The sequence below is a fragment of the Streptomyces caniferus genome (assembly GCF_009811555.1).
Taxonomy (GTDB): Bacteria; Actinomycetota; Actinomycetes; order Streptomycetales; family Streptomycetaceae; genus Streptomyces; species Streptomyces caniferus.
The window spans coordinates 2,606,631-2,632,405 of sequence record NZ_BLIN01000005.1; the positions used below are offsets into that span (position 1 = coordinate 2,606,631).

Consider the following 25,775-nt stretch of genomic DNA (forward strand, 5'->3'; position numbering starts at 1 on the left):
GCGGAGTCTAACGAGAGGGAGGCGAGACGTATCGTCTTGACGAGACGAGCCGTCTCGTTCATAGTGGACCGAAGAAGCGAGACGGACCGTCTCGTTTCTTCGCAGGGAATTCGAGGGGAAGAGGAAGGGAAACTCCATGAGCAAGGGAAACGCGGGAGGAATGCTCGGGGTCGGCGGCACCCGTACCAAGCTCTCGCGCGGTGCGCTGCGCGGCGGCGGGGGCGCGGACCACGGCGGCCGGGGGCGGCCCGACGCCCAGGAGCGGCGGCGTGAGCTGGTGCGCAAGTTCCAGGAGCGGGCTCGGGAGGAGTGAGCGGGGCGTGCGGCGGGGCGCGCCGTGACGGGGCGGGGCGGGACGTGGGCCACTCGAACGGTTCAGGGGCCGCGGCGCCGGGGCTTCGTGCGGCGGACGATGTGGGGGCGCGTACGGGATTCCGTACGCGCCCCCAGTGCCTTGACCGTGAGGAGCCCTCCTTGCGTATCCCCCGGCGCAGCGCCACCCCCCGCCGCTACCTGATGTGCCCGCCGACGCACTTCCGGGTCAGCTACTCCATCAACCCGTGGATGAACCCCGACAAGCCCGTCGACCCCGCCCTCGCGTACGCCCAGTGGGAGGACCTGCGCGACCGCTACCGCGCGCTCGGCCACCGCGTCGAGGAGCTGACGCCGGTCCCCGAACTCCCCGACATGGTCTTCGCCGCCAACGGCGCCACCGTCGTGGACGGGCGGGTGCTCGGCGCCCGGTTCGCCTTCACCGAGCGGCACGGCGAGGCCGCGGTGCACGCCCGGTGGTACCGCGACCACGGCTTCACCGACGTCCGCGTACCGCAGCACGTCAACGAGGGCGAGGGCGACTTCGCCGTCACCGCCTCCTGGGTCCTGGCCGGCCGCGGCTTCCGCAGCAGTCCGCTCTCGCACGCGGAGGCCCAGGAGTACTTCGCCCGCCCGGTGATCGGCCTCGATCTGGTCGACCCGCGCTACTACCACCTCGATACGGCGCTGTGCGTGCTCGACGGCGGCAGCCGGGAGCCGGGCGGCCCCGCGGCGGAGATCATGTACTACCCCGGCGCGTTCTCCGCCGGGAGCCGGGCGGTGCTGGCCCGGCTGTTCCCCGAGGCGCTGATCGCCGACGCGGCCGATGCGGCGGCGTTCGGGTTGAACGCGGTGTCCGACGGCCGGCATGTGCTGTTGCCGCAGGCGGCGGTGGGGCTCTTCGAGCCGCTGCGGGAGCGGGGGTACGAGCCGGTCGGGATGGATGTGGCCGAGCTGATGAAGGGTGGGGGGAGTGTGAAGTGTGTGACGGGTGAGTTGCGGGTGGGGTGAATCCCACGTCGTTGGGTGCGGCGCCGTGGTGGGTTTCCGGGGTTCGCCTTCGGCGGGTGGGGGTGGCTTGTTTCGGTGGCTGTGGCCTGTGCCCCGTGGTCGTGGGCGCTGCCCCTGCCCCGTGGGTGGTGCGGTGCCGTGGGCTGTCGCCCCGTCTCCGTGGCCTGTGGCCCTGCCCGGTGGGTGGTGCGGTGCCGTGGAGGCCCGCAGGCCGGTGGGAGGGAAGGGCCGACACCGCTCCCCTCCGTTCCCGGCGTCTCGCGTCCATGTGGGGCCGCGGCCGGTGGGGGTGGAGTCAGGAGGGGGTCAGGACCAGGCGTCGCCCCAGGCGGCGTCACGGGCCTGGCGGTAGTGGGTGCCGTGGCGCTTGGTCACGGTGGTGCGCTGGAGGCCGTCCTGTGTGGTGCACAGGTCCAGGAGGACCTGGCCCTTGCGGAGTTGGGGTTTGCGGGTGATGCGGGCGGGGGCGGGAGTGGCGTCGAGGGTGGTGGCGGCGACGTAGCTGAACTTTTCGTCCTCGTACGGGAGGGAGCCGCCCTTGACCTGGCGGTGGAGGGAGGAGCGGCTGACCCGGGCGGCGAAGTGGCACCAGTCTCCCCCAGCTACCGCTGGGGGCGCCCCCACTCCCTGGACAAGCGGGACGATGGGGCAGGTGCCGCTGTGCGGGCAGGGGGCGACGATGCGCAGGCCGGCCTCGGTGAGCTGGGTGCGGGCCTCGCGGATGCGGAGGTAGCCGTCGGGGGTGCCGGGTTCGATCAGGACGACGACGGTCGCCGCTTCGGCCGCGGCGGCGACGACGGCGCGGCGGGCCTCGGGGCGGAGCTCGCCCAGGACGTAGGAGACGGTGACCAGGTCCGTGCCGGCGGGGACGGACAGGCCCTCGCCGATGATCTGCCGCCGCCATTCGGTGTCGGGCAGGGTCTTGGCGGCCAGTTCCCGGCCGAGGTCGAGGGCGGGCTGCGCCCAGTCCAGGACGGTGCTGCGGTGGCCTTCCCAGGTGGCCGCGGCGGCCCAGGTGGCGGCGCCGGTGCCGCCCCCGACGTCGACATGGGTGGCCGGGGACCAGTCGGGGACCCGGGCGGCGAACGCGGCCAGCGCGGCCCGTACCGCCTCGAAGGTCGCGGGCATCCGGTAGGCGGCGTACGCGGCGACATCGGCACGGTCCCGCAGGACCGGGGCGTCGGTGGGGGTGGTCCCCCGGTAGTTGGTGATCAGCCGCTCCACGGCCTGCGCGGCCTGTTTGGGCGGCAGGCCGTCGAGCAGGCCCGCCAGCGCGGCGCGCAGTTCCTCTTGCATGGGGGAAATTCTACGGGGCTCCGCGGCGGGCCCTGCCGGGTCAGGTGGCGCGGGAGACCGCGCGGGCCAGCCGGGTGGCGGCCGCGGCGCGCGGGGCGCTGCCGCCGTCGCGGCGGCGGGGGTGGACGGTGTTGGCGAGGAGGACGAGGAAGGTGTCGGTGGCGCGGTCGAGGACCAGGCTGGTGCCGGTGAAGCCGGTGTGCCCCGCCGCGCCGCGGCCCGCCAACTCGCCCATGAAATACGGCTGGTCGACGCCGAAGCCGAGGCCGGGAGGGTCGAGGAGGGCGGCGACGGCGTGCGGGGCGAGGATCCGGGTGGTGCCGTAGGCGCCGCCGTTGAGCAGGGTGCGGCACAGCACGGCCAGGTCCTGGGCGGTGGAGAAGAGACCCGCGTGGCCGGCCACCCCGCCCAGCGCCCAGGCGTTCTCGTCGTGCACCTCGCCGCGGACCATGCCGCGGTCCGCCTTGGCCCAGGGCCGCCGCTGGTCCTCGGTCGCCGCCACGCCCTGCGGCGCCAGCGGGCCGTAGGAGGTGCTGGACATGCCCAGCGGGCCGGTGATGCCGTCGCGGATCAGGGCGTCGAGCCGGTGCCCGGTGCGCTGCTCCAGGATCAGCTGGAGGGCGATGAGGTTGAGGTCCGAGTAGCGGTGCCCGGCGCCGGGGCCGCCGCTGGGGGCCGCCGCCTCCGCCCACAGGAGCGCCAGTTGGGCGGTGCGGGTCCGGTGGTCGTGGAAGGGCAGCTCGGGGGCGAGGCCGGAGGTGTGGGTGAGGAGCTGCCGTACGGTGATGCCGGGGGCGAAGGCGGGCAGATCGGCGCGGACCTCGTCGTCGAGGGCCAGCCGGCCGCGTTCGGTCTGCTGGACCGCGGCGATGGCGGTGAAGAGCTTGCTGAGCGAGGCGAGGTCGAAGACCGTGCCGACCCGCATCGGCTCCCACAGGTCGCGGGGCAGATCGACGCCGCGATCGCGCTCGGGGTCGTGGGCCCGGTAGCGCAGGGCCCAGCCCGCGGCGGCCTCGGCCGCGACGACGGGACCGCGGCCGGCCAGGACGACGACTCCGGGGGCCCAGGGCGGACGCCCGTCGGGCAGTGCCCGCACGCCGCGGACCAGCCGCTCCATACAGGCGGGGTCCAGTCCCGCCCGGGCCGGCGTGCCGTAGGTGAGTCTCGGTGCGTTCAGAGCGTGGTCCTCTCGCCGGCCGTGCTCCCGTTGTGCTCCCCCCTACGCTGCCACGGGCGGCACATTCCCAGGAAGCTCACGAGCGCCAATATGGCGCAGGAGAGCTGTACGAGGGCCATCGGCAGGGCCGTCCGCTCGCCCGCGATGCCCACCAGCGGGGAGGCCACCGAGCCGAGCAGGAAGGTGGAGGTGCCCAGCAGCGCGGAGGCGGAGCCGGCCGCGTGCGGGGTGCGCAGCAGCGCCAGGGTGTTGGTGCTCGGCATGACCAGGCCCATCGCCGCCATGAGGACGAAGAGGCCGGCGGCCACCGGGACCAGGCCGGGGCGGCCGAGGACGCCGGAGGACATCACCAGCAGGGCGGCCGCGGCGAGCGCGATCACGGCCAGTCCGGTGCCGAGCACCTTGTCGAGGCCGACCCGGCCGACCAGCACCTTGCCGTTGAACTGGCCGACGAGCACCAGGCCGACGGAGTTGATGCCGAAGAGCAGGCTGAAGGTCTGCGGGGAGGCGCCGTAGATCTCCTGGATCACGAACGGCGAGGCGGAGATGTAGGCGAAGAGGGCGGCGAAGGCGAAGGCGCCGACGAGGAGGTAGCCGGAGAAGGCCCGGTCGGCGAGCAGATCGCGCATGGTGCGCAGGGTCTGGCCGAGGCCGCCGGAGTGGCGGCGGGCGGGCGGCAGGGTCTCGTCGAGCCTGCGCCACACCAGGAGGGTGAGCGCCACCCCGACGACGGTGAGGACGACGAACACGCCGCGCCAGTCGGTGACCTGGAGGATCTGGCCGCCGATGAGCGGGGCGACGACCGGTGCCGCTCCGGAGATCAGCATCAGGGTGGAGAAGAAGCGGGCCATCGCCACGCCGTCGTACAGATCGCGGACCACCGCCCGCGCGATGACGATGCCGGCCGACCCCGCCAGGCCCTGCAACAGGCGGCAGGCGATGAGGAGTTCGGCGGTGGGGGCGAACGCGCACAGGGCGGTCGCCAGGATGTAGATCACCATGCCGGCCAGCAGCGGGCGGCGGCGGCCCCACTTGTCGCTCATCGGGCCGACGATCATCTGGCCGAGCGCCATGCCCGCCAGGCAGGTGGTCAGGGTGAGCTGGACGGTGGCGGCCGGGCTGTGCAGGGCGGCGGTGACCTGCGGCAGGGCCGGCAGATACATGTCCATGGAGAGCGGCGGGACCGCCGTGAGTCCGCCGAGGACGAGGGTGACCAGGAGGCTGGTGCGGCGGGACGCGACGGGTGCAGCCGGTGCTGCTGCCGCGTCCCGCTCGGCTATTGCGGGGAGGTCCTTGGGATCGGCCGCGCCGGACTCCGTCATCTGTGTCTCCATGGGTCATCGAGGGCTGCACCATGGTGTCATGCACAAGGCGGCTCCCGGCGGGTTCCGGGGCCCTCCATTGGACGGAGGCAGAACGACGGAGGTCCTAGGCCGGAGGTCCCGGATCAGGCGGGCTTCAGCCCCGGATCGCCCGCCTCGGAGACGAAGGAGGCGGCGGTGCGCACCGGCGCCCCGGGGGTGGTGACGGCGGAGACCGTGCGGTAGTCGCCGCGGGCGGTGTCCTGGTCGAGGGTGACGGTGACGTAGCCGCGCCGGCCGTTGTAGAACTTCATGTGCGGGTTGGCGGCCATGTACGTGGCCCAGTTGGCGGGCTTGTCCGCGCCGTCCTTGCCGCTGGCGATCGACGTGGTGACGAACTCCACCCCCGCGGTGCGCGAGCCGGGGTCCTTGAAGTCCTTCTTGATGTCGAAGGCGTAGTGGACGTGCACATCGCCGGTGAGGACGACGAGGTTGTCCACGCCCGCCGACTCCGCGCCCGCGAGGACCCGGTCGCGGGAGGCCGCGTAGCCGTCCCAGGCGTCCATGCTCAGCTGGTAGCCGGCACCGGTGGCGTTGCGCCGCTCGGAGAAGGTGACCTGCTGCGGCAGGACTTTCCAGCGCGCGGAGGACTGCCGCCAGCCGTCGATCAGCCAGCGCTCCTGGGCGGCGCCGGTCAGGGTGCGTCCGGGGTCCAGGGACTCGGGGCCCGGGGCGTGCCAGCCGTCGCCGTAGGCCTGGTCGGAGCGGTACTGGCGGGTGTCGAGGATGTCGAACTGGGCGAGCTGCCCGTACTGGACGCGGCGGTAGAGCCGGGCGTCGGCGCCGTCGGGCCGCTGGGGGCGGCGCAGCGGCTGGTTCTCCCAGTACGCCCGGTAGGCGGCGGCCCGGCGGACGAGGAATTCGGCGCGCGGGAGATTGTCCTCGCTGATGTCGGAGGCGTAGTTGTTCTCCACCTCGTGGTCGTCCCAGGTGACGATGAAGGGGTGCGCGGCGTGCGCGGCCTGCAGGTCCGGGTCGGACTTGTAGAGGGCGTAGCGCAGCCGGTAGTCCTCCAGCGTGACCGTCTCGTGGGCGAAGAGCGCGGGCAGCTTGCGGTCGGTGTACCTGCGGACGCCGCCGGCCGCGTCGACCGGGTACTCGTAGAGGTAGTCGCCGAGGTGGAAGACGACGTCGACGTCCTCCTCCGCCAGGTGCCGGTAGGCCGTGAAGTAGCCGTCGTGGTAGGCCTGGCAGGAGACCGCGGCGAGCTTGAGGTCGGAGAGGCGGGCGGCGCGGGCGGGCGCGGTGCGCGTGCGGCCGACCGGGCTGATCCAGCTGCCGGCGCGGAAGCGGTAGTAGTAGACGCGGTCCGGGGCGAGACCGGTGGGCTCGATGTGCACGGAGTGGTTGAACTCGGGGTGCGCGTCGGCGCGGCCCTGGCCGGCCAGCCGCTTGAAGTGCTCGTCGTAGGCGACTTCCCAGCGGACGGTGACTCTGGCGTTCGGCATGCCTCCGCCGCCCGGCTCGTAGGGGCGCGGTGCGAGCCGGGTCCACAGCACGACGGAGCCGGGCTGCGGGTCACCGGAGGCGACGCCGAGCGTGAAGGGATTCTCGCCGATCTTGCGCGCATCGGCCTCGGCCGCGTAGGCGCCCGTGAGCGGGAGGTTGGTCGTGAAGGCGAGCGCGGCGGCGGCCCCGGTGACGGTGAGGAAGCGACGGCGGCCGAAGTGCGCGGCAGCGGCCCGGATCTCCTGCTCATGCGGTGCGTGGTGAGTCATCTGGCCCTCCCCTGACGGTGGTTGTCCCCAGTGATTGGAGGGCCGCGGGACGGCGCGGCGCTGTCCCGTGCACGACTCGTGCATGACGGAACGATGAGGACTGGGCCCGCAACGGACGCCGCCGGACAATCGCGGCACCCGGCGTGCCTCCGTAGGATTCGGGGCATGGCTGAACTGATGGTGCGCGACGGCACCTGGACCTTCGACGACGAGGCCGTGCGCATCGTGCCGGGGCACGAGCGCGGGGTGCACAAACTCCGCAAGGACCTCGGCGAGTTCACCGTGCCGCTGGCCGCGATGGCCGGGATCGCCTATGAACCGGCCCGCAAGGGCGGCCGCCTGCGGCTGCGGCTGCGGGACGGCGCCGATCCGCTGCTCCAGGTCACCGGCGGCAGCCTGCCGGACGAGGCGAATCCGTATCAGGTGGCCGTGGACCCCGCACGCACCGAGGTCGCCGAGTACTTCGTGGACGCGGTGCGGCAGGCCCTGATGCTGGAGCAGATACCCGACGGGCCCACCGACCGCTATCTGCTGCCCGGTCCGGCCGTACCGCTGTCGGCCGCCGGGGATGGGGGTGCCCCCTGCTCCTTAAGAGCTTGGGGGAGGCCTCGCCTCCTTCGACGGGGAGCGGGTCCACCTCGAATGGCGCTGGAACACCAGTGAGACCAAGCGGCACTCGGGCCCCAAGGACTTCGCGCTGGCCGACCTGGAAGCGGTGGAGTGGCGGGCCGCCGCCGGGCTGGAGTCCGGCTACCTCCGCTTCCGGCCGCACGGCGCGCCGGAGCGGGTCAAGCCGGAGCACGACCCCCACGCCATCGAGCTGTGGGGCTTCAAGAAGGAGAGCGGCACGACGGCGCTGCTGGCGGCCGCGGTCGCGGCACGGCTGCCGCATCCGTCGGCCGGCCCCGACAAGGCCCTGACGGCGGGCGCACCGGCCCGGCCCGCGCTGGAGGCACCCGCCCCGACCGCTCCCCCGGCATCCGGCGCAGCCCCCGCCGACGACCATGACACCCTGCTGCGCCGCCTGCGCGAACTGGGCGAACTGCGCCGGGAGGGCATCCTCACCGAGGAGGAGTTCACCACCACGAAGGCCGCGGTCCTGGAGCGCTTCCACACCACGGACTGAGTCGCGGCGGCTGCGGCCCGTCCGCCCCCCGTACGCCGTTTACGCTGCCGCCATGGCAGAGAACACAGAGCCGGCAGGGGCAGCGCGGACGACACCGATGGCACGGGCCGGGCAGGTGGGCGGCACGGCGACCGCGGACCGGCCCACGCTGCCGGCCCCCACCTCGCGGGGCGGACACAGCACCCAGACGGCGACCGTGCCGCAGGAGGCACGGCAGGGCGGGGCCGCGCCCCGGAAGGTCGCCGTGGTCACCGGCGCCGGCTCCGGCATCGGGCGGGCGGTCGCCCATGCACTGATCGCCGCCCACTGGACGGTGGTGCTGGCCGGGCGGCGTGCGGAGGCACTGGCCGAAACCTCCCGGCTGGCGGGCCCGGTGGACGCCGGCGGCCCCGCGATCCTGACGGTGCCGACCGATGTCACCCGCCCCGACCAGGTCGACGCCCTCTTCGCCGCCGCCCGTGAACGTTTCGGCCGGGTCGATCTGCTCTTCAACAACGCGGGCACCTTCGGCCGGCCGGCGCCGCTGGAGGAGCTGGCCTACGAGGACTGGCGCGCCGTCGTCGACGTCAACCTCACCGGTTCCTTCCTCTGCGCCCAGGCGGCGTTCCGCGCCATGAAGGCCCAGGACCCGCAGGGCGGACGCATCATCAACAACGGCTCGGTCTCCGCGCACGCCCCCCGTCCGCACTCGATCGCGTACACCGCGACCAAGCACGCGATGACCGGTCTGACCAAGTCGCTCTCGCTGGACGGCCGTCCGTACGGCATCGCCTGCGGCCAGATCGACATCGGCAACGCGGCGACCGAGATGACCGGCCGGATGCAGACCGGCATTCTGCAGGCCAACGGCGAGCTGGCGGTGGAGCCGGTGATGGACGCGGCGGACGTCGCCCGCACGGTGGTGCACATGGCGGCGCTGCCGCTCGCGGCCAATGTGCAGTTCGCGACGGTGATGGCGACCAACATGCCCTACATCGGGCGGGGTTGAGCCACCGCACCGGGCCTCGAATCCCCGTACGACCCCTGCCCTCCTGCCGCTTCCGGTGGCACCCTTGCCTCGGATCCGCACCACTCATCTGCCGGGACCGGCGTCGCGCGGTCCCGTTCCCCCGCGGCCGCGCGCGCCCGTCGCGCGCGGCCCCCGCAGAAGGAGTTACGCGTGAGACGAACCGCTCGTGGCATACCCGCAGTTCACGGCATACCGGCGCCGCACCCCGCACACCGGTCCCGGGCCGTCCTCGGCACGCTGACCGCCGCCGGTACGCTCCTCGCCCTGCTGCTCCCCACCGGCCCGGCCGCCGCCACCGTGCAGAACTCCCACCGCTCCCCCACCGCGCACACCTCCCTGGGCGCCTTCTGGACCGCGGCCCGGATGCGTGCCGCCGCGCCCCTGGACCTCGCCGCACCCGCGAAGAAGCCCGGCACCACGGTCCCGCACAGCGCCCCGTTCAAGGTGTCCCCCACGCTCCCGCGGCTCTCCACGATCCCCTCCGCCGCCTCACTGCTCCCCGGGTCCCTCCCCCAGGCCGGCGGCCCCTGGACCGGCGGCGGCGCGGTCACCAAGACCACCGGCCGGGTGTTCTTCACCTATCAGGGCCGCACCGCGTCCTGTTCCGGCGACGCGGTGACCAGCAGCAACAAGAGCACCGTGCTCACCGCCGGGCACTGTGTGAAGCTCGGCGGCGCCTGGCACACCGACTGGGTCTTCGTCCCCGGCTATCACGACGGCGAGGCCCCGTACGGCAAGTGGCCGGCCGCCAAGACGCTCTCCACCCCCCAGTGGACGGCGAGTGAGGACATCAACTACGACGTCGGCGCCGCGGTCGTCGCCCCGCTCGACGGCAAGAAGCTCACCGATGTCGTCGGCGGTCAGGGCCTGTCCTTCAACTCCGGCTACAGCAAGGCGATGTACGCCTTCGGCTTCCCGGCGGCCGCCCCGTACGACGGCAGCAAGCTCATCTACTGCAGCGGCACCACCTTCAAGGACCCGCTGTTCTCCGGCGACCACGGTCTGGGCTGCAACATGACCGGCGGCTCCAGCGGCGGCCCCTGGTTCACCTCGTTCGACGAGAAGACCGGCGCCGGCCTGCAGTCCTCGGTGAACAGCTTCGGCTACCAGTTCTGGCCCAACACCATGTTCGGCCCGTACTTCGGCGACGACGCCAAGAACCTCTACACCACGGCCCAGTCGTCCTGACCTCCCCGAACCGCACGCCGGGGGCCGTACGGGCGGATTCCGTGCGGCCCCTCGGCCCACCTGCCCGGCGTCGTCCGCCGCCCGCCGCCGCCCGCCGCCGCCTGCCCCGACCCGCCCCGTAAAGCCCCCCGGGGCACACCAGGTAACTTTTGCATCACGAAACAACCGACGGCTGCACTACACTCTCGCGAGTCGAAACGGGTGGGACATGCGGCGAATTGCGGGGCGATGCGGGCGCTTCTGCGGACAAAGAACGGTTCTCGAAGCCCCTGGCGGGGAGGGTCGCCGGCGTCCCGGACGGCACCGCCCTCGGCCTGCGAGCGGCTTCCTGCCCCTCGTCCCAGGAGGGGCATTCCGTGCGGCGCCCCTCGATGGCCTTACAGTCACTCCGGCTGAGATCGGTACGCACACCCGCCCGAGGCCCGAGCAGAGGAGGAGCCGTGGCGCGCTCGGTTCCCGTCACCCGCGGCATCCGCCGGACCGGCGGCACCCGGGCGACCCCGCCGGCCGGGGAGAGCGCCGGGACCACGGCGCACCGCCCTCCCACAACCGGCCGGGTGCGAAGTCTTCCCGTGCGCCGTACCGTTCCGTCCTCACCCCGAGCGCAGCAACAGCCGTAGGAGTATCCGTTCATGTGGTGGCCCCGCCGTCATGGTTCAGCGCAGCAGGCGAAGCCGCCGCAGCCCCCTCGTCACCGGCCTCCCAGTTCCCCGTGGACCTCGCTCCGGGAGCAGTTGGCGGTCCTCTTCGCCACCTGGTCCGTCACCCGTCTCGTCCACCGCGACCTCGGACTGTCCGGCGTACGGGACATGCAGGGCCTGGTCGACGCGGTGGCCGTACGGCGCAACAAGCCCATCACCATCACCGAAGTGCCGCTCCCGCAGCAGGTGTCCGGATTCTGCGCCCGGGGCAACGACCGTGACTTCATCGTGGTGGATTCCACCGCGAACGAACTGACCCGCCTCCACGCCAGCCTGCACGAGCTGTTCCACCTGTGGGAGGAGCACCCGACCGACGACGGCTCCGCCGGGCAGCTGATGACCGAGGAGACCGTGCGGCAGCTCCTTCCCGGACTGAAGACGGGCCGGGTGCTGCAGGTCCTGAACCGGTCGCACTACGACAGCGCCCATGAACGACGGGCCGAGGCGTTCGCCACCGTCATGCTGCAGCGCCACCTGGAGCTGCGGCGGGATCAGAGCACCAACGGGTTCCTCTCCTCGGCGCTCTCCCACAGGAGGTCCGGTGTCTGAGAGCGCCTCGAACGTCGTCTACCTGATCATCGCGCTCATCGATTTCGTGATCGCCGGGTGGAAGTGCCTGGCGCTGCTGCGCGATCCCACGCCGACGCTGTCCCTGATCACGGTGAACTTCGTCGCGTCCGGCCTGGTGTTCGCGATGGCCGCTCCCGCGGGCTACCGGATGCTGGGGGACCTCACCGGCAGCCCCAGTTTCGCCACCCTCCCCGTGTACATCGGCATCCTGAGCTGCTTCTCCCTCCTCCACCTGCTCACGATGCTGTGGGACCCCCGGCTGCGGCAGCGTCCGGCGGTGCTGCGCCGCCGGGTCACGGCGTGGTCCGCGGCGTACGTCGCGGCGCCGGCCGTCATGGTCGTCGCCTTCTGCTCCGCCGACCTGTCCGGGCCGACGGACCCCCTGAAGTTCAACACCGACTTCGCGGACGAGCCGCCGATCCAGGTGTTCCTGGGGATCTTCCTGGCCACTCTGGCCTGCGCGACCCTGAGCACCTACCGGCAGTGCCGCAAGCTGAAGCCGGCGGACGTCCGCTTCCAGCACGCGCTGCGCTCCTTCGGCACCGCCATGCTGTTCGTCTTCGGCTATGTGGTGTGCTCCGTCCCGGCGATCGCGCTGGCCGCCCTCGGCAACCACGCCCTGGACACCGTGGGAGTGCTCGGCTCCACCTTCGGCTCGATCGGCGCCCTGATCACCAGCTACGGCCTCTCCGGAGCCGCGGTCGGCGCATGGCTGGGCGAGCGTCGGGACATCAAGGCCCTGCAGCCGTTGTGGGATCTCGTCGTCGAAGGGGTCGACGAGGACCTCGCCTTCAGCGTGGACAGCGCGCGGAGCCACCGCCTGGCATGGAACGTCGGGTTCAATCTGCATCGCCGCGTGATCGAGATCCTCGACGGGATGCGCGCGCTGCGCCCCTGGGTGTCGCCCCTGCCCGCGGCCGCCGTCCACGCCGCCCAGGAACAGGAGACGACCCGGGGCACTGCCGACGCCCGGCGCCTCTCGGAGCAGGAACTGCAGGCGGCCGTCACCGCCGCCGCCCTGCGGGACGCGGCACAGCGTCTGCAGGCCGCCCGGCGCGAGGCGGCGCTGCGGGGGCATTCCGGCCGGCCGCAGCCGCCCGCGGGCCCGCAGGTGGCGCTGCCCGGCGAGGACACTCCCGCCTCCGGCGAACGCCAACGGCTGTTGCGCGTCGCCCAGGCGCTCACCGCCCCGGTGGTCGCCACGGCACTGCAGGCCGTACGCGTACAGCGTTCCGCCACCGAGGCGGCCGATCCGCAGTAGCCGAAAGGGACTTGGGCCTTCCGGGGCACTCTCCGCGCCCACCCGTCCCGCCGGACGACTACGGCAGAATTGGCCCGCTCCCCTGCCGGCCCCGGGCGCCTCGACCCTGCCCGGTGTTCTGCGGCGCGGGGGCGTCATCGAACCATATGGGGGATCTCTGTGAGACGAGCTGTTGTCCTCGGCGGGAGCATCGCGGGCCTGTACGCCGCGCGCGTGCTGAGCGACCACGCCGACGACGTCGTCCTTCTGGAAGCGGACGACCTGGGGGAAGACGGCACCGGCCGCGGCGCTCCCCAACGACACCAACTGCACGCCCTGCTGTCCATGGGCCACACCCACCTCGAACGGTGGTTCCCGGGCATCACCGACGAACTCGTCGCCGGCGGGGCGCGTCTGGGAACCGGCCCCGAGGTGCAGTTCTACGTGGACGGCGCGCTCAAGGCGCCGGTTCCCGGCCTGCGGATGCTGGGCGCGACCCGGCCGTTCATCGAGAGCCGGGTCCGCCGGCGGGTCCTGGCCCTGCCCCGGGTCCGCGTCCTGCGGGGCCGCGCCGACGGTCTGCTCTTCGGCGCCGGCCGGGTCCGCGGCGTGCGGTACTCCACCACCGGCGAAGCGACGGCTCCGTCCGGTCACGAAGGGGAGCTGGAGGCCGACCTGGTGGTCGACGCCATGGGGCGCTCCAGCCGCCTCGGCACCTGGCTGCTCCGCGGCGGCTGGGACCATGCGCCGCTGCAGCGGATGAGGATCGACCTCGGCTACGCCACCGCCGTCTTCCGGCGCGGCGACGAACTCCCCCGTACGGTCGTCGCGCACGCGTCCCCGGGCCCGGCCAGTGGATACCAGCCCACGCTCAGCGAACCAGGGGCGATGGTGGCGGTGGAGGACGACCGCTGGATGGTGGTCCTGGCCGGCTACACCGACCACCGCCCGGGGCGCGATCCGGCCGACTTCCTGGCCCGGATGCGGCGTTGCGTCGCCCCGCTGCACGAGGTGGCGGACCGCTGCACCCTGCTCGGCGACGTCCGGACCTTCCACTTCCAGGAGAGCCGGCGCCGCGACTTCACCCGGCTGCGCCGGTTCCCCGGAGGGCTGGTGGCGGTGGGGGACTCCGTCGCCTCGGTCAACCCGATCTACGGGCAGGGCCTGACCCTTGCCGCGCTGCAGGCCTCGTGCCTGTCCGCGTATCTGCGCGCCGGATCTCCGGCGCACGCCCCGGCCTGGGACTACTTCCGGCGGGCCGGCGTGGTGGTCGACGCGGCCTGGCAGCTGTCGGCGACCGCGGACCTCGCCCAGCCTCATGTGAACGGCCCCTACCCCCGTGGCTACCGGCTCGCCCGCTGGGCCGGCGACAAGATCACGGAAGCCTCCGTGATCGACCCCGAGGTCAACCGGGCCTTCATGGACGTCGTGCACATGCGCAAACATCCAAAGTCGCTGACCTCCCCCCGTGTGCTGGCCAGAGCGGCACGGGTGCTCTCCGCCCGCTGACGCCCCTCCTCGCACCGCACCGGCCCTCCGGCCCCGGCCCCGCCCGCGCACGGCGTCCCGGGCCGGGGGGGGCGGCAACTCCTCCCGGATCCGGGCGCCGTGCCGGTGCGGGGCGGGTGCCACCGCGGTGCGGTACGGCGCCCCCGAGACGGACCGGGCCCCTCGGCGGCCATCCCCTAAGGTGAGGCTGCACCGTCACGAAGGAGGGGAGCTGACGATGGCCACCTGGCCGAAGACGCTCGACCGGGCAGGGATCACGGACCCCTCGCTGCGCCGCGACCACAGCGAACAGCGTCAGCTGGTGGCGCGCTACGCCCGCCCCGAGTACACCGCCGTACGTCTGCTGCTTCCCGCGCCGCTCGTGCCCGACGTCATCGCCGCGACCGCGTTCATGCACCACAGCGACAACCTCATCGACCAGGGGCCGGCCGAGGAGCGCATCGCCGCGCTGGCCGACTGGGAGAGCCGGGTGCACGCCGCCCTCAAGACCGGCGAGGCCGAGCAGCCCGTACTGCGGACGCTCCTCGACACCGTCGCCCGGCGGCCTCAACTGCGGCAGCACATCGAGGACTTCCTCGCCGGGGCACCACTGGAGGTGCAGACGGCAGGGTTCGCCTCGGAGCGCGACTTCCAGCGGTACATCGACGGCTATTCGCTGCCCGCCTTCCTGCTCATCGCCTGCCTGCTCGGCGACGGGGCGCCCACCGACCGGTTCGTCGCCGGCTGCCGGACCTTCATCGAGGCGAGCCAGCGCCTCGACTTCCTGAACGACCTCGCCGAGGACCTGGCCGCCGGACGCCTCGGCCTCCCGGAAGACCTCCTCGCCCGGCACGGCCTGACACGCTCCGCCCTGACCGGCAAGGACGGCGCCCCGGACGGATTCCGGGCGCTGCTCGGCGACCAGGCCCGGCAGATCCGTGCGGGACTGACGGCGTCGTACGGGCTCGTGGACCTGGTGCCCGCCCGCAACCGGCCGTTCGTCCGCGCCCTCATCACCATCCAGGGCCTCACGCTGCGGGCTGCGGCACGGAAGGGGGCCGCGCTGCTCGACGGGTCCGCCCGGCCGCAAGTGGCGGCGGCCCTGCGGGTTCTGGGCCGGGAATACGCGGCGGCGCGGCGCGTGCGGCAGGGCGCGGCCGGCCCTCGGCGGGAGCGCGCCACGGCGGGCGGGAAGGACTGATTCCGAGGGCGGATCAGGCAGGGCCGGGGCTTCCGGTCCCGTTCAGTCGCCGCGCCGGCCGGGGGACGGACGGTCCTCGGCCTCCGGCCGGGCCAGGCCCAACAACCCCTGGATCAGCGGGAAGACCCGCCTTCTGCTCTTGGAGGGCAGCGAGCGCATACGGTCCGTGAGCTCCCGCACCTCGGGATCCTCGGGCTCCGGCCGGCTCAGCGCCTCGAAGAGCGCGTCCCGGAGTTCCCGGTCGATCCTGCTGTCGCCGCAGGTGCTGCCGCTGCGCATCGCCAGCCGGTTGATGCCCTTGCCCCTGAGCAGCGCGAGATGGGTCAGCTGCTCATGCGTCGACTGCAGTGCCCGGTAGAGGGCCTGACGCTCGGTGGCGGTGAAGAACCCGGGCTCGACCTCGAAGAACTTCTCCAGCTTGCGGGTGACGTCCAGTCCGGGACTCTTCCGCTTGCCGTTCAGGAGGTAGCCGACCTGGCCGTGGGAGATGCCGGCCCCCGCGCCGATCTCGTCGAGGGTGTACATCTTCCCGTCGGGCTTGCGGCGGGTCTCCCGCAGGAAGACCAGGCGGTCCTGGAAGGAGTCCTGCACCTCCTCGGAGTCCTTGCCGGTGTGATCGAGCAACGCCTCCACGCGGGCGACCGTGAGGCCCGTGCGGTGCGAGAGGTGGTCGAGGTCGATGACGTCGCGCCCGAGTTCCAGGTCCCGGAGAAGCTCGTCGATCGCTGCGACGACGGCTTGCAGACCATCCGCCGGGTGCACGTCTGGGGCATCCATGGCGATGGGCGGTCTCCTGGTCGGTGGGCAGACGGGACGGCGGCGCTCGCAGCCGTTCTGAGATTAACGGTCGTAAGCACCGTACGCCATGAGCGGCACCACAATTGTGTCAGAGGACCTGTTCCGTGCCCCGTTGCGCTGCCACCAACACTCACGAATTAAACGATTGTTGACAACACGGTGTGGTTGAAGGATGCTCGCCAGGGCGGTGCCGCTGTACGGCCGGTGTGCACCTTGTGCCGGGGGCCGGTCGCATGGTTCCGCGTCCCGCAACTGCCGCCCTTCTCGGCGGTGGTGCCGGGCTCCACAGGGGAGAGCCCGGCACCACAACCTCCCGTACGGGGCCGCGGAATCCTCCGGGGGCGTTCTCCCACGACCGGGCGGCCCCCACCCTCCGGACGGACGGGGAACCGGAAGAGACGGGGAACCGGAAGAGACGGGGAACCGGAAAAAGGAGCGGGCCCGGGGGCGTAGCCTGCCCCCGAGCCCTGTGATGCCACCCCACTGCACACGCCGGCACGTTTAAGAGCGCAGGTCAGTCATCATGTCGTCGTGTTCTGCCTTTGAACTACCGCGCATCGGAAGAAGAGCTGCACGGGCCGGACTTGAACCGGCATCCGACGACCAGGCCCGGCCCGGTCGATCCGGCGATGGGTGGCGCATACTGGGACTGGAGCAAGAGTCTGAGATTGATGGCGGTCCGCCTCTGCCGAGTTGGGCTACCGCGGCCCGTCAGTGCCGCGGGGAGGACTTGAACCCCCACTGGAAACCGCTTTCGTCACGACAAGCTTCAGTTTCAGCTTGCGCTCCTCGCGCACCCCGGCCGCCTCAAGACAGCCGGGGAGTTGTTGACGCTACCCGAACAGGTAGCCGAAGACGACCTCACCCACCCGTTCGTCGGTGACCTCGGCACCGTTCGCCTCTTCACGGGCGAACTTCACCGCCTGCTGCAACTTCTCCACCCTGTCCAGCAGTTCGTTCACCCGTCGGGCGGGCAGCGCACCGGAGAACTTCACCGTCGTCCAGTAGCCGACCGGGACGTCCTCGTAGTAGACGTCGACCTGCGCCGGATGCTTGTCGGTGGCCTCCGCCTTCACGTGGTTACGGGGCACCTTCTTGGTCCGTACGGTCCTGACCGGTTCGGTCTTCCAGGCATCCGTCGAGGGGTCCTGCACCCAGGACTCGGACGCGTCGAGCACCGGCAGTTTCCGGATGAAGGTCTGCACATCGGTGAGCTGCTTTTCGAGGAAGAGCAGATACGACACCGGGACCTGGCCGAGCAGCGTCCGCCCCGCCACCTTGACATCGGCCCGCGCCGTGCAGTTGGCCCAGTCCTTGGTGGCGGTCACGTCGAAGAGCCGGGTCAGCGTGGCGGCGGTCTCCCGGAGCACGTCCTCGGCCTTCACCTGGACCCGCGTCGACTCGGGCGGCAGTTGCTCGCCCTCTTCGTCCTTGGGCTGGTACGTACGGGATATCCCGGCCAGCAGCGCCGGCTTCTGCAGACCGTGATGAGCAGCCGTCAGGTCCTGGTGGGACTTGGACTTGACGCCCTTCTCCACGGCAATGATCTGGTTGAGTTTCGCCACATCGGCAACGTAGCAGCGCCAACCGCCCGCGCCCGAATGGTTTTTCGAGGGACCGGCACGACACCCTCGGAGCTTCTGCGCCCCGAGGGCGCTTGATCCGCGAGCGGGGTTCCGGCGCGGCGGTCGGTGCGGCGGCGGTCCCGCGCCGCGCCGCGGGACCGCCGCGCCCAGCCTGGTGGTGCCACACCCAGGATGAGCCGGCACTCCCGTTCCCGGCGCCGGTCGGCCAACATCGTCACCATGACGAACAGCAACCCGCAGATGAAGGCCGTCACCATCCCCGTGTTCGGCGCCGCCGATGTCCTCCGCCTCGACGAGGTGCCGGCTCCCGAGCCCGGCCCGGGGCAGGTGGCCATCGACGTGGCATACGCGGGCGCCAACTTCGCCGAAGTGCTCTACCGGCAGGGCGTCGTGGACGTCCCGCTGCCTTTCGTCCCCGGCATCGAGGTCTCCGGCCGTATCCGCAGCGTCGGCGCCGGGGTCGAGGGGCTGACGGTGGGCGAGCCGGTGGCCGCACTGACCATCGTCGACGGGGGCGGCTACGGCCAGGTGGTGACCACCTCGGCGGAGCTGGTCGTCCCGCTGGACGCATACGACCTGGGACTGGACACCGCCGCGGCACTCCCCTCGAACAGCACCACCGCCTTCCTGGTCCTCGACCGGGTCGCCCGGCTCCGGTCCGGCGAGAGCGTCCTGGTGCACGCCGCGGCCGGCGGGGTGGGCAGCCAGCTCGGCCAGGCCGCCCGGCTGCTGGGGGCGGGCCGGGTGGTCGGCACGGTGGGCAGCCCGGCCAAGATCGAGACGGCCCGGGGCTTCGGGTACGACGAGGTGATCCTGCGCGATCAGCTCAGCGGCGCGGGCGAGTTCGACGTCGTGGTGGACATGGTGGGCGGCCCGGCCCGCCGCGCGAGCCTGGACGCACTGGCCCCGATGGGCCGCCTGATCGCCATGGGCAACGCCTCGGGCGCCGAGGACGTCGGGATCTCCGCCAACGAACTGTGGTTCACCAACAAGACCGTCTCCGGCTTCAATCTGGCCGCGTTCTCCGCCGCCTTCCCCGCGGCGGCGGGCCGGGCACTGCGCCAGGCGGTGGCCGCCGCGGCGAGCGGCGACCTGCGCGTACAGGTCGAGGTGCTGCCGCTGACCCAGGCCGCCGAGGCCCACCGCCGCATCGAATCCGGCTCCACCACCGGCAAGCTGGTCCTCGACGTCGCGGGCGCGGGAACGGTCTGAGACGCCGGCGCGGCCGGGGCCCGTCAGAACGGCCGGGGCGCCGGAGCGGGCTGAGGGGGCAGCGGGGTCGCCCGGCGGCCTCGACGAGGACTTCGTCGGGGCGGAGTGAGCGGAGAGGCTCCGGCCCATGGCGTTGCAGGCGGCGGACGAGTCGGCCTGTACGCCGGGTTCTGTCGCCCCCGGTCCTTGCGGGCCGGGGGGAGACGGCCATCCATCTAGGGCTGCCGTTGCCGGCAGCCTCGTGCGGTCTACCCGCGGACTCGGGCGGGCAGCCCTCGGTCGTCCGCGCAGAGGCATCAGCGATGCCTCCTCTTGACCTTGCTCCAGGTGGGGTTTACCTAGCCCTCCGAGTCACCTCGGAGGCTGGTGGTCTCTTACACCACCGTTTCACCCTTACCCCGACCTTGCGGTCCGGGCGGTCTGTTTTCTGTGGCACTGTCCCGCGGGTCACCCCGGGTGGGCGTTACCCACCACCTTGCCCTGTGGAGCCCGGACGTTCCTCGGGAGGATCAGTGATCCCCACGCGGCCGTCCGGCCGGCTCGTCCGCCGTGCCGACCATGGTACCCGTCAGGGGCAGCGCCCCTCGCCGGGCTGCCCCGTTCCCGTCGGGCCCCGCTCTTGACCTTGTCGTAGCGGCAACGTTTGTACTGGGCGCATGAGAATCGGTGAACTCGCAGGGCTGATCGGCGTCAGCACCCGTGCCGTGCGCCACTACCACCGCCTCGGGCTGCTGCCCGAGCCGGAACGCCGGGCCAACGGCTACCGGGAGTACGGGCTGCGGGACGCGGTGGCGCTCGCGCGGGTGCGCCGGCTGACGGAGCTGGGGCTCGGGCTGGACGAGGTGCGGGACGTCCTCGCCGACGACGCCGGGCGTGAGCTGTACGAGGTGCTGGCCGAGCTGGATGCGGACCTGGCCCGTCAGGAGGAGGAGATCCGGACGCGCCGGGCCCGGCTGGCCGCGGTGCGACGGCAGGCCGAGGAGCACGGCGGGCTGCCCGCGGAGGGGCCCGTTTCGGACGAACTGGCGGCGCTCTTCGCGAGGATGGCGCACACCTCGGCCGGACGTCCCGGGCCGGAGCCCGCCTTGGCGGCGAAGGAGCGGGAGGTGCTCGCGCTGCTCGAATCGACCGGTGGAGAGGACGGCGGCAAGCGGATGGTGGAGCTGCTCGGGGAGCTGACCGCGGCACCGGGGGCGATGGACCGGGCATACGAGGTGTACGGGCTGCTCGACGCGCTGGTGGACGCCGCGGCGGATGATCCGCGGGTGGAACCGGCCGCGCAGGCGCTCGCGGACTGCATTCCGGCGACGCTGGTCGCCGAGCTCGACGCGGAGCACTGGGAACGGGCGGCCGCGGCGGGCGCGGAGGCGGACGGCGGCTTCATGGCGGCGTACTACGCGCACTTCGCGCCCGCGCAGGCGCGGGCCGTGCGCCGGGCCGTCCAGTTGCTCGCGGAGCGTGCGCGATGAGCCGGGCGGGCGCGCTGCGCCGACTGGCCGCCTACGAGGGGCGGTGGCTGATCAGCCTGGGCTGGTGGGCGGCGCGGCGGCGGATCGGGGTGGCACCGGGCGAGCGGACGCTGGGGTACGCGGGGGCGCAGGCCGCGTTCGTGTACGGGCTGACGTTCGTGAGTGTGGTGGAGACGGTCGTGGTCGGGGTGCTGCTCACCAACCGTCCGACGGCGCACGCGGTGATGCTGGTCTGCGACCTCTACACGGTGCTGATGCTGCTGGGGTACCAGGCGGCGGCGGTCACCCGGCCGCATGTGCTGGGGGCGGAGACGCTGTGGCTGCGGGACGGTGCGCGCCGGGACGTACGGATACCGCTGGAGCGGATCGCCACCGTGCGCCATGACCTCCGGTTCGTCAGGGAGCCGGCGACGAAGGACGGGAAGGGCGGCGACGCGGTGGTGGAGCTGATGGTCGGCGGGCAGACCTCGGTCACCGTCGAGCTGTCCGAACCGGTCGTGGCCGTACGGCTGTTGGGGCGGCGGGAGACGGTGCGTACGGTGCGGTTCCATGCCGATGACGCGCGGGGGGCCGTGGCGGCCCTTCGGGCGCAGGTGGCGGAGGTGGCGGCTCTGCGGGCGCGGGTGACGGCGGAGGCGGGCCCGGAGCCGGCGTGATCATGGCTCCGTCGCGGTCCGGCCGGGCCGCGGTCACGCAGCGGTGAAGCGGACCGGATGGTGGCCCGGGTCGGCCTCGGCGAGGCGTACCGGGATGCGGTGACCGAGGGGCAGCGCGGGGCCTTCCGGGGCGGTTTCGACGGTGCCGATGACGGCCGGGTCGTAGAGGTGGACGGTGCCGTGGGTGGGGTCCTTCTCCTGGATGTCGACGACCAGCGCCTCGAAGATCTCGCCGACCCGGTCCCGGAGCAGCGCCGCCTCCACGAGGTCGACGCAGGACCGCTCCACCTGGTTGGCGCGCTGGGTGCCGGCCTCCATCTCGCGGGGCAGGGCGGGCAGCGCGCTGCGCACCCAGTCGGCCGGTTCGGCGCCGGCCGAGGCGGCCAGGCACAGCTCGGAGGTGTAGCGGTCGACGAGCCGGCGCAGTGGCGCGGTGGCATGCGTGTACGGGGCGGCGACGGCGGCGTGCAGCGCGTCGGAGGCGCTGGGCGGGGTGCCGTCGAAGGCGGTGTAGCCGGCGCCGCGCAGCAGGGCGGTGCACTCCTGCAGGAAGGCGGCGTGGGCGGGGCGCCGCGGGTCGAGGGTCCGGATCAGCGCCGCGTACGAGGTGTGGTGCGGCCAGTCGACGCCGAGCGCGCGGGCGGTCAGCCGGAGCCGGGCGACCGAGCCGTCCGGGGCGGAGGGGAGGGTACGGAGGATGCCGGTGCCGGAGGCCAGCATCAGCTCGGCCGCGGCCATGCCGGTGAGCAGGGAGATCTGCGCGTTCCAGCCGTAGGCCGGGAGCGGGGCGCGGTATTCGAGGGTGTAGCAGCCGTTCTGCTCGACGATCTCCTGCTCGGGGACGTTCAGGGAGATCGCGCCCCGGGCGACCTCGCGCTCCTCCCGCAGCAGGCCGATCTCGCGCAGCAGGGCGAGCGGCTCCTCGGCCGTCTGGTCGTCGAGGATCCGCTGGACGCCGGCGTAGTCCAGCCGGGCGCGGGAGCGGACCAGGGCGCGGCGTACGGAGGTGGCGGTCAGGGCGCCGTCGGCGTCGAGGTCGAGTTGCCACAGGACGGCCGGGCGGTCCCGGTCGGGCAGCAGGCTGGCGGCGCCCTCGCTCAGCACGTGCGGGTGCAGCGGGACCTGCTCGTCGGGGAAGTAGAGGGTCGTCACGCGGTGGTGGGCCTCGGCGTCCAGGGCGCCGCCGGGGGTCACGAAGGAGGCGACGTCGGCGATGGCGTAGTGGACGCGGTAGCCCCCGCCGGGGCGCCGGGACAGGAACATGGCCTGGTCGAGGTCGAGGGAGCCGGGCGGGTCGAGGGTGAAGAGCGGGAGGTCGGTGGCGTCCTCCAGGGCGTGCGCGGTCGCCACCGCGCCATCGGCGGCCGGGACCCGCGGGGCGCGGGCGGCGCTCTCCGCCTCGGCCTGTGCCGTGGGCGGGAAGTGGTCCGGGATCTCCAGTGTTCCGCGCAGTTCGCGCAGCGCGACCCGCAGCGGGGCCTCGGCTGCGTCGGTCACATGCATGTGCAGACGTGGCATGCATTCGAGCGTAGGGCGGGCGGCCGCTCCCGGCGCGGCGTGCGGGTACCGGCCCCGGGGCGCCCGGCACGGCCCGCACACGCAGCGGCCCCGGGGCGCCCGGCACCGCGCGGGTTCTCCGCCCGCCCGTCGCAGGCCATACGCTTTCCCGGGGCCGCACCCCGTTCCCGGGGCTGCTCCCCGCCCGAACCGCCGTGAAGGAGAAACACCGTGCTCGTGCTGTTGCCGCCGTCCGAAGGGAAGGCCGCGGGAGCGGCCGGGGCGCCGCTGGAGACCGGTGCGCTGTCGCTGCCCGCGCTGACCGCCGCGCGCGAGGCGGTGCTGGCGGAACTGGTCGAGCTGTGCGCGGCGGACGAGACCAAGGCCCAGGAGGTGCTCGGTCTCAGCGACGGCCTCAAGGGCGAGATCGCCAAGAACGCGGGGCTGCGTACCGCGGGCACGCGGCCGGCCGGGGAGATCTACACCGGGGTGCTCTACGACGCCCTCGGCCTGGCCTCCCTGGACGCTGCGGCACGGAAGCGGGCCGAGCGGTCGCTGCTGGTGTTCTCGGGCCTGTGGGGCGCCGTACGGATCGGTGACCGGATTCCGTCCTACCGCTGCTCGATGGGCGTGAAGCTGCCGGGGCTCGGGGCGCTGGGCGCGTACTGGCGGGCCCCGATGGCCGAGGTGATGCCCGCGGCCGCCGGGGAGGGGCTGGTGCTCGATCTGCGCTCGGCGGCGTATGCGACGGCCTGGAGGCCCAAGGGCGAGGTGGCCGGGCGCACCGCGACGGTGCGGGTGCTGCAGTCGAAGACCGTGGCCGGGGTGGAGAAGCGGACGGTGGTCAGCCACTTCAACAAGGCGACCAAGGGACGGCTGGTACGGGATCTGCTGTCGGCGGGCCTGGAGCCGGCGGATCCGGCGGAGCTGGTGGAGGCGCTGCGCGGCCTGGGCCATGCCGTGGAGGCGGAGCCTGCGGCCAAGGGCGGCAAGGCCTGGGCCGTCGATGTGATCGTGACGGAGCTCTAGGGCGGAGGACGGCCGACGGGGCGGTGGCGGAGGGGCCGTCCCGCACCGACCGGCGGACTGCCGTTGCAGCATGCGCAACGTTCGTTGCGGAGAGTGGAGGGTGGGCGCAGTATGGGCGGCGTGACTCGCGCCGCCTCCTCTTCCGCGCCCGCCGCCCCCGGGCTCTCGGCCTCTCCCCCGGCCTCGGTCCTCGGGCTCGCCCCCGTCATCCCGGTCGTCGTACTGGACGACGCGGCCGACGCCGTACCGCTCGCCCGCGCACTCGTCGCGGGCGGGCTGCCCGCGATCGAGGTGACCCTGCGGACGCCCGCCGCGCTGGACGCGATCCGGGCCGTCGCCGCCGAGGTCCCGGAAGCCGTGATCGGCGCGGGCACCCTGCTCACCCCCGGGCAGGCCGGCGCGGCGCTCACGGCCGGCTCCCGCTTCCTGGTCAGTCCCGGCTGGTCGCCGCGGCTGCTGGGCGCGATGAAGGACTCCGGGGTGCCGTTCCTGCCCGGGGTCTCCACGGCCTCGGAGGTGGTGACCCTGCTGGACGAGGGCCTCACCGAGATGAAGTTCTTCCCGGCCGAGGCGGCGGGCGGCACCGCCTATCTCTCGTCACTGGCCGCGCCGCTGCCGCAGGCCCGCTTCTGCCCGACCGGGGGCATCGGCCTGGCGTCGGCGCCGTCCTACCTGGCGCTGCCGAACGTCGGCTGTGTCGGCGGCACCTGGATGCTGCCGGCCGACGCCCTGGCCGCGAAGGACTGGGACCGGGTGCGCCGACTCGCCCGGGAGGCGGCGGCGTTGGCGGCCTGAGGCCCGCTCCTCGCGTACGAGGAGTCCGGCTCGTCCGACCGCCCGGCTCATCCGACGGCCCGGCTCGCACGAAGGGCCCGGCGCATCGGTCGTCCGATGTGCCGGGCCCTGTCGCGCAGAAGGTGTACGGGGCGTACGCGGGAGGCCGCGCTACCTCAGATGCGAGGTGTCGTTCAGCAGCCGCAGCGAGGCGTTGCCGTCGGAGTAGTACGCGACGACCGAGAGCGACGCCGCGGACAGCTCCATCCGGAACAGCGACTCCGGTGGGGCGCCCAGCGCGAGCCGGACCAGCGTCTTGACCGGCGTGACGTGGGTGACGACGAGGACGGTCCTGCCCGCGTACCGGGCGAGGAGCTTGTCGCGGGCGACGGCGACCCGGCGGGCGACCGTCGCGAAGGACTCGCCGCCTCCGGTGGGCGCCACCTTGGCGGAGCCGAGCCAGGCGTCGAGGTCCTCGGGGTGGCGCTCGCGCACCTCGGCGAAGGTCAGCCCCTCCCACGCCCCGAAGTCGGTCTCGCGCAGGCCCTCCTCTATCCGGACCTCCAGGCCGAGCCGGTCCGCGGCCGCCTGGGCGGTCTCCCGGCAGCGCCGCAGCGGTGAGCTGACGACGGCCTGGATCGTGCCCCGGGCGGCGAGCGCGGCGGCGGTCGCCTCGGCCTGGCGGCGGCCGGCGGCGGAGAGCGCGGGGTCGGTGCCGCCACTGCCGGAGAACCGCTTCTCGGGCGTCAGCGGGGTCTCGCCGTGCCGCAGCAGGACGAGGGTCGCGGGCGGACCGAGGTCGGGAGAGCCCCAGCCGACCGACGACGCGGACTCCTCCGCCGTCTCCACCGCCTCGTCGGCGGCCCGGGCGGCGGCGCTGCGGGCGGGCGCGGCGGCGGTGGCGAGCGCCGCCTTGGAGGAGCCCGGCTCCCACTGCTTGCCGATCTTCCCGGCGTCCATGGCCTCGTTGGCGAGCCGGTCGGCGTGCTTGTTCTGCGCGCGCGGGATCCACTCGTAGGTGACCTGCTCGCGCGGGAAGACCGAACCGGCCTCGGCGGCCAGCGGCTTCATGTCGGGGTGCTTGATCTTCCAGCGTCCCGACATCTGCTCGACGACGAGCTTGGAGTCCATCCGCACCCGGATACAGGCCTCCGGGGCGAGCGCGTGCGCCGCCCGCAGACCGGCCACCAGGCCCTTGTACTCGGCGACGTTGTTGGTCGCGGTGCCGATGAACTCGGCGACCTCGGCCAGCGCCTCGCCCGTCTCCGGGTCGAGGACGACCGCGCCGTAACCGGCCGGCCCCGGGTTGCCCCGGGAGCCGCCGTCCGCCTCGACGATCAGGGTGCGGGCCACGGC

General features: G+C 73.2%; 21 protein-coding genes, 1 other RNA gene and 1 pseudogene. 14 read left to right on the forward strand and 9 right to left on the reverse strand.

Annotation, left to right across the window (positions count from 1 at the left end; all coding sequences use genetic code 11):
- Window positions 1-136: 136 nt before the first annotated feature.
- Both Scani_RS40080 and ddaH read left to right on the forward strand, forming a co-directional pair.
- A complete protein-coding gene (locus Scani_RS40080; protein ID WP_167538149.1) occupies window positions 137-313 on the forward strand; it encodes a DUF6243 family protein in 177 nt (58 codons plus the stop codon).
- A 161-nt stretch (window positions 314-474) separates the two neighbouring features.
- On the forward strand, window positions 475-1,323 hold the full coding sequence (ddaH, locus tag Scani_RS27995) for a dimethylargininase (RefSeq protein ID WP_344571171.1): 849 nt from the start codon (window positions 475-477) through the stop codon (window positions 1,321-1,323).
- Between the two features lie 306 nt (window positions 1,324-1,629).
- Here the strand turns inward: ddaH and Scani_RS28000 are convergent, their stop codons facing one another.
- From Scani_RS28000 to Scani_RS28015, 4 genes are all read right to left on the reverse strand, one after another.
- Window positions 1,630-2,619 carry a small ribosomal subunit Rsm22 family protein gene (locus tag Scani_RS28000; protein ID WP_159480583.1) on the reverse strand — a complete coding sequence of 330 codons (990 nt, stop codon included), beginning with the start codon at window positions 2,617-2,619 and terminating at the stop codon, window positions 1,630-1,632.
- A gap of 40 nt (window positions 2,620-2,659) precedes the next feature.
- On the reverse strand, window positions 2,660-3,736 hold the full coding sequence (locus Scani_RS28005; protein WP_174872758.1) for a serine hydrolase domain-containing protein: 1,077 nt from the start codon (window positions 3,734-3,736) through the stop codon (window positions 2,660-2,662).
- 56 nt (window positions 3,737-3,792) lie between these two features.
- Window positions 3,793-5,118 (reverse strand): multidrug effflux MFS transporter, encoded by a 1,326-nt coding sequence (locus tag Scani_RS28010; protein WP_159480584.1) that lies wholly within the window; start codon window positions 5,116-5,118, stop codon window positions 3,793-3,795.
- Window positions 5,119-5,243: 125 nt separating this feature from the next.
- The gene (locus tag Scani_RS28015; protein WP_167538150.1) at window positions 5,244-6,875 is read right to left on the reverse strand and encodes an alkaline phosphatase D family protein; all 1,632 of its coding nucleotides are present in this window, start codon (window positions 6,873-6,875) and stop codon (window positions 5,244-5,246) included.
- 165 nt (window positions 6,876-7,040) lie between these two features.
- Between Scani_RS28015 and Scani_RS28020 the strand changes: the two are divergent.
- The 7 genes and pseudogenes from Scani_RS28020 (at window position 7,041) to Scani_RS28050 (ending at window position 15,398) form a co-directional block, all read left to right on the forward strand.
- A pseudogene (locus Scani_RS28020) lies at window positions 7,041-8,001 on the forward strand (DUF4429 domain-containing protein).
- A gap of 52 nt (window positions 8,002-8,053) precedes the next feature.
- On the forward strand, window positions 8,054-8,989 hold the full coding sequence (locus tag Scani_RS28025) for an SDR family oxidoreductase (protein WP_371872383.1): 936 nt from the start codon (window positions 8,054-8,056) through the stop codon (window positions 8,987-8,989).
- Window positions 8,990-9,160: 171 nt separating this feature from the next.
- On the forward strand, window positions 9,161-10,198 hold the full coding sequence (locus Scani_RS28030) for a trypsin-like serine peptidase (protein WP_246296192.1): 1,038 nt from the start codon (window positions 9,161-9,163) through the stop codon (window positions 10,196-10,198).
- 734 nt (window positions 10,199-10,932) lie between these two features.
- The gene (locus Scani_RS28035) at window positions 10,933-11,448 is read left to right on the forward strand and encodes a hypothetical protein (protein WP_159480585.1); all 516 of its coding nucleotides are present in this window, start codon (window positions 10,933-10,935) and stop codon (window positions 11,446-11,448) included.
- On the forward strand, window positions 11,441-12,730 hold the full coding sequence (locus tag Scani_RS28040; RefSeq protein WP_159480586.1) for an MAB_1171c family putative transporter: 1,290 nt from the start codon (window positions 11,441-11,443) through the stop codon (window positions 12,728-12,730). Before Scani_RS28035 ends, Scani_RS28040 begins: the two co-directional genes overlap by 8 nt.
- Before the next feature lie 159 nt (window positions 12,731-12,889).
- The gene (locus Scani_RS28045) at window positions 12,890-14,218 is read left to right on the forward strand and encodes an FAD-dependent oxidoreductase (protein WP_159480587.1); all 1,329 of its coding nucleotides are present in this window, start codon (window positions 12,890-12,892) and stop codon (window positions 14,216-14,218) included.
- Window positions 14,219-14,435: 217 nt separating this feature from the next.
- Window positions 14,436-15,398, forward strand: coding sequence for a phytoene/squalene synthase family protein (locus Scani_RS28050; RefSeq protein ID WP_159480588.1), 963 nt, complete (start codon window positions 14,436-14,438; stop codon window positions 15,396-15,398).
- A 42-nt stretch (window positions 15,399-15,440) separates the two neighbouring features.
- Here the strand turns inward: Scani_RS28050 and Scani_RS28055 are convergent, their stop codons facing one another.
- Entirely contained in the window at window positions 15,441-16,175 is a 735-nt protein-coding gene (locus Scani_RS28055) for a helix-turn-helix domain-containing protein (RefSeq protein ID WP_159480589.1), read from the reverse strand.
- 854 nt (window positions 16,176-17,029) lie between these two features.
- Window positions 17,030-17,761: a DUF7873 family protein gene (locus Scani_RS28060; RefSeq protein WP_159480590.1), complete on the reverse strand. Its 732-nt coding sequence runs from the start codon at window positions 17,759-17,761 to the stop codon at window positions 17,030-17,032.
- A gap of 240 nt (window positions 17,762-18,001) precedes the next feature.
- Here Scani_RS28060 and Scani_RS28065 point away from each other — a divergent pair, with 240 nt between their 5' ends.
- Complete coding sequence (locus Scani_RS28065) at window positions 18,002-18,994, forward strand: quinone oxidoreductase family protein (RefSeq protein WP_159480591.1); 993 nt, start codon at window positions 18,002-18,004, stop codon at window positions 18,992-18,994.
- A 143-nt stretch (window positions 18,995-19,137) separates the two neighbouring features.
- Here Scani_RS28065 and rnpB read toward each other — a convergent pair.
- Window positions 19,138-19,537: RNase P RNA component class A (rnpB, locus tag Scani_RS28070), an RNA gene on the reverse strand.
- Between the two features lie 113 nt (window positions 19,538-19,650).
- Here rnpB and Scani_RS28075 point away from each other — a divergent pair.
- Entirely contained in the window at window positions 19,651-20,463 is an 813-nt protein-coding gene (locus Scani_RS28075; protein ID WP_159480592.1) for a MerR family transcriptional regulator, read from the forward strand.
- Window positions 20,460-21,119, forward strand: a complete 660-nt coding sequence (locus Scani_RS28080) for a hypothetical protein (protein WP_159480593.1) — start codon at window positions 20,460-20,462, stop codon at window positions 21,117-21,119. The genes Scani_RS28075 and Scani_RS28080 overlap by 4 nt, the downstream gene beginning before the upstream one ends.
- Window positions 21,120-21,152: 33 nt before the next feature.
- Here Scani_RS28080 and Scani_RS28085 read toward each other — a convergent pair whose 3' ends face one another.
- Window positions 21,153-22,637: an RNB domain-containing ribonuclease gene (locus Scani_RS28085; protein ID WP_159480594.1), complete on the reverse strand. Its 1,485-nt coding sequence runs from the start codon at window positions 22,635-22,637 to the stop codon at window positions 21,153-21,155.
- 210 nt (window positions 22,638-22,847) lie between these two features.
- Between Scani_RS28085 and yaaA the strand changes: the two genes are divergently transcribed.
- Window positions 22,848-23,645, forward strand: coding sequence for a peroxide stress protein YaaA (gene yaaA, locus Scani_RS28090; protein ID WP_159480595.1), 798 nt, complete (start codon window positions 22,848-22,850; stop codon window positions 23,643-23,645).
- A gap of 111 nt (window positions 23,646-23,756) precedes the next feature.
- Window positions 23,757-24,440 carry a bifunctional 4-hydroxy-2-oxoglutarate aldolase/2-dehydro-3-deoxy-phosphogluconate aldolase gene (gene eda / locus Scani_RS28095; RefSeq protein ID WP_174872759.1) on the forward strand — a complete coding sequence of 228 codons (684 nt, stop codon included), beginning with the start codon at window positions 23,757-23,759 and terminating at the stop codon, window positions 24,438-24,440.
- A gap of 150 nt (window positions 24,441-24,590) precedes the next feature.
- Here eda and Scani_RS28100 read toward each other — a convergent pair whose 3' ends face one another.
- Window positions 24,591-25,772: a bifunctional RNase H/acid phosphatase gene (locus Scani_RS28100; protein ID WP_159480596.1), complete on the reverse strand. Its 1,182-nt coding sequence runs from the start codon at window positions 25,770-25,772 to the stop codon at window positions 24,591-24,593.
- Between the last annotated feature and the right edge of the window lie 3 nt (window positions 25,773-25,775).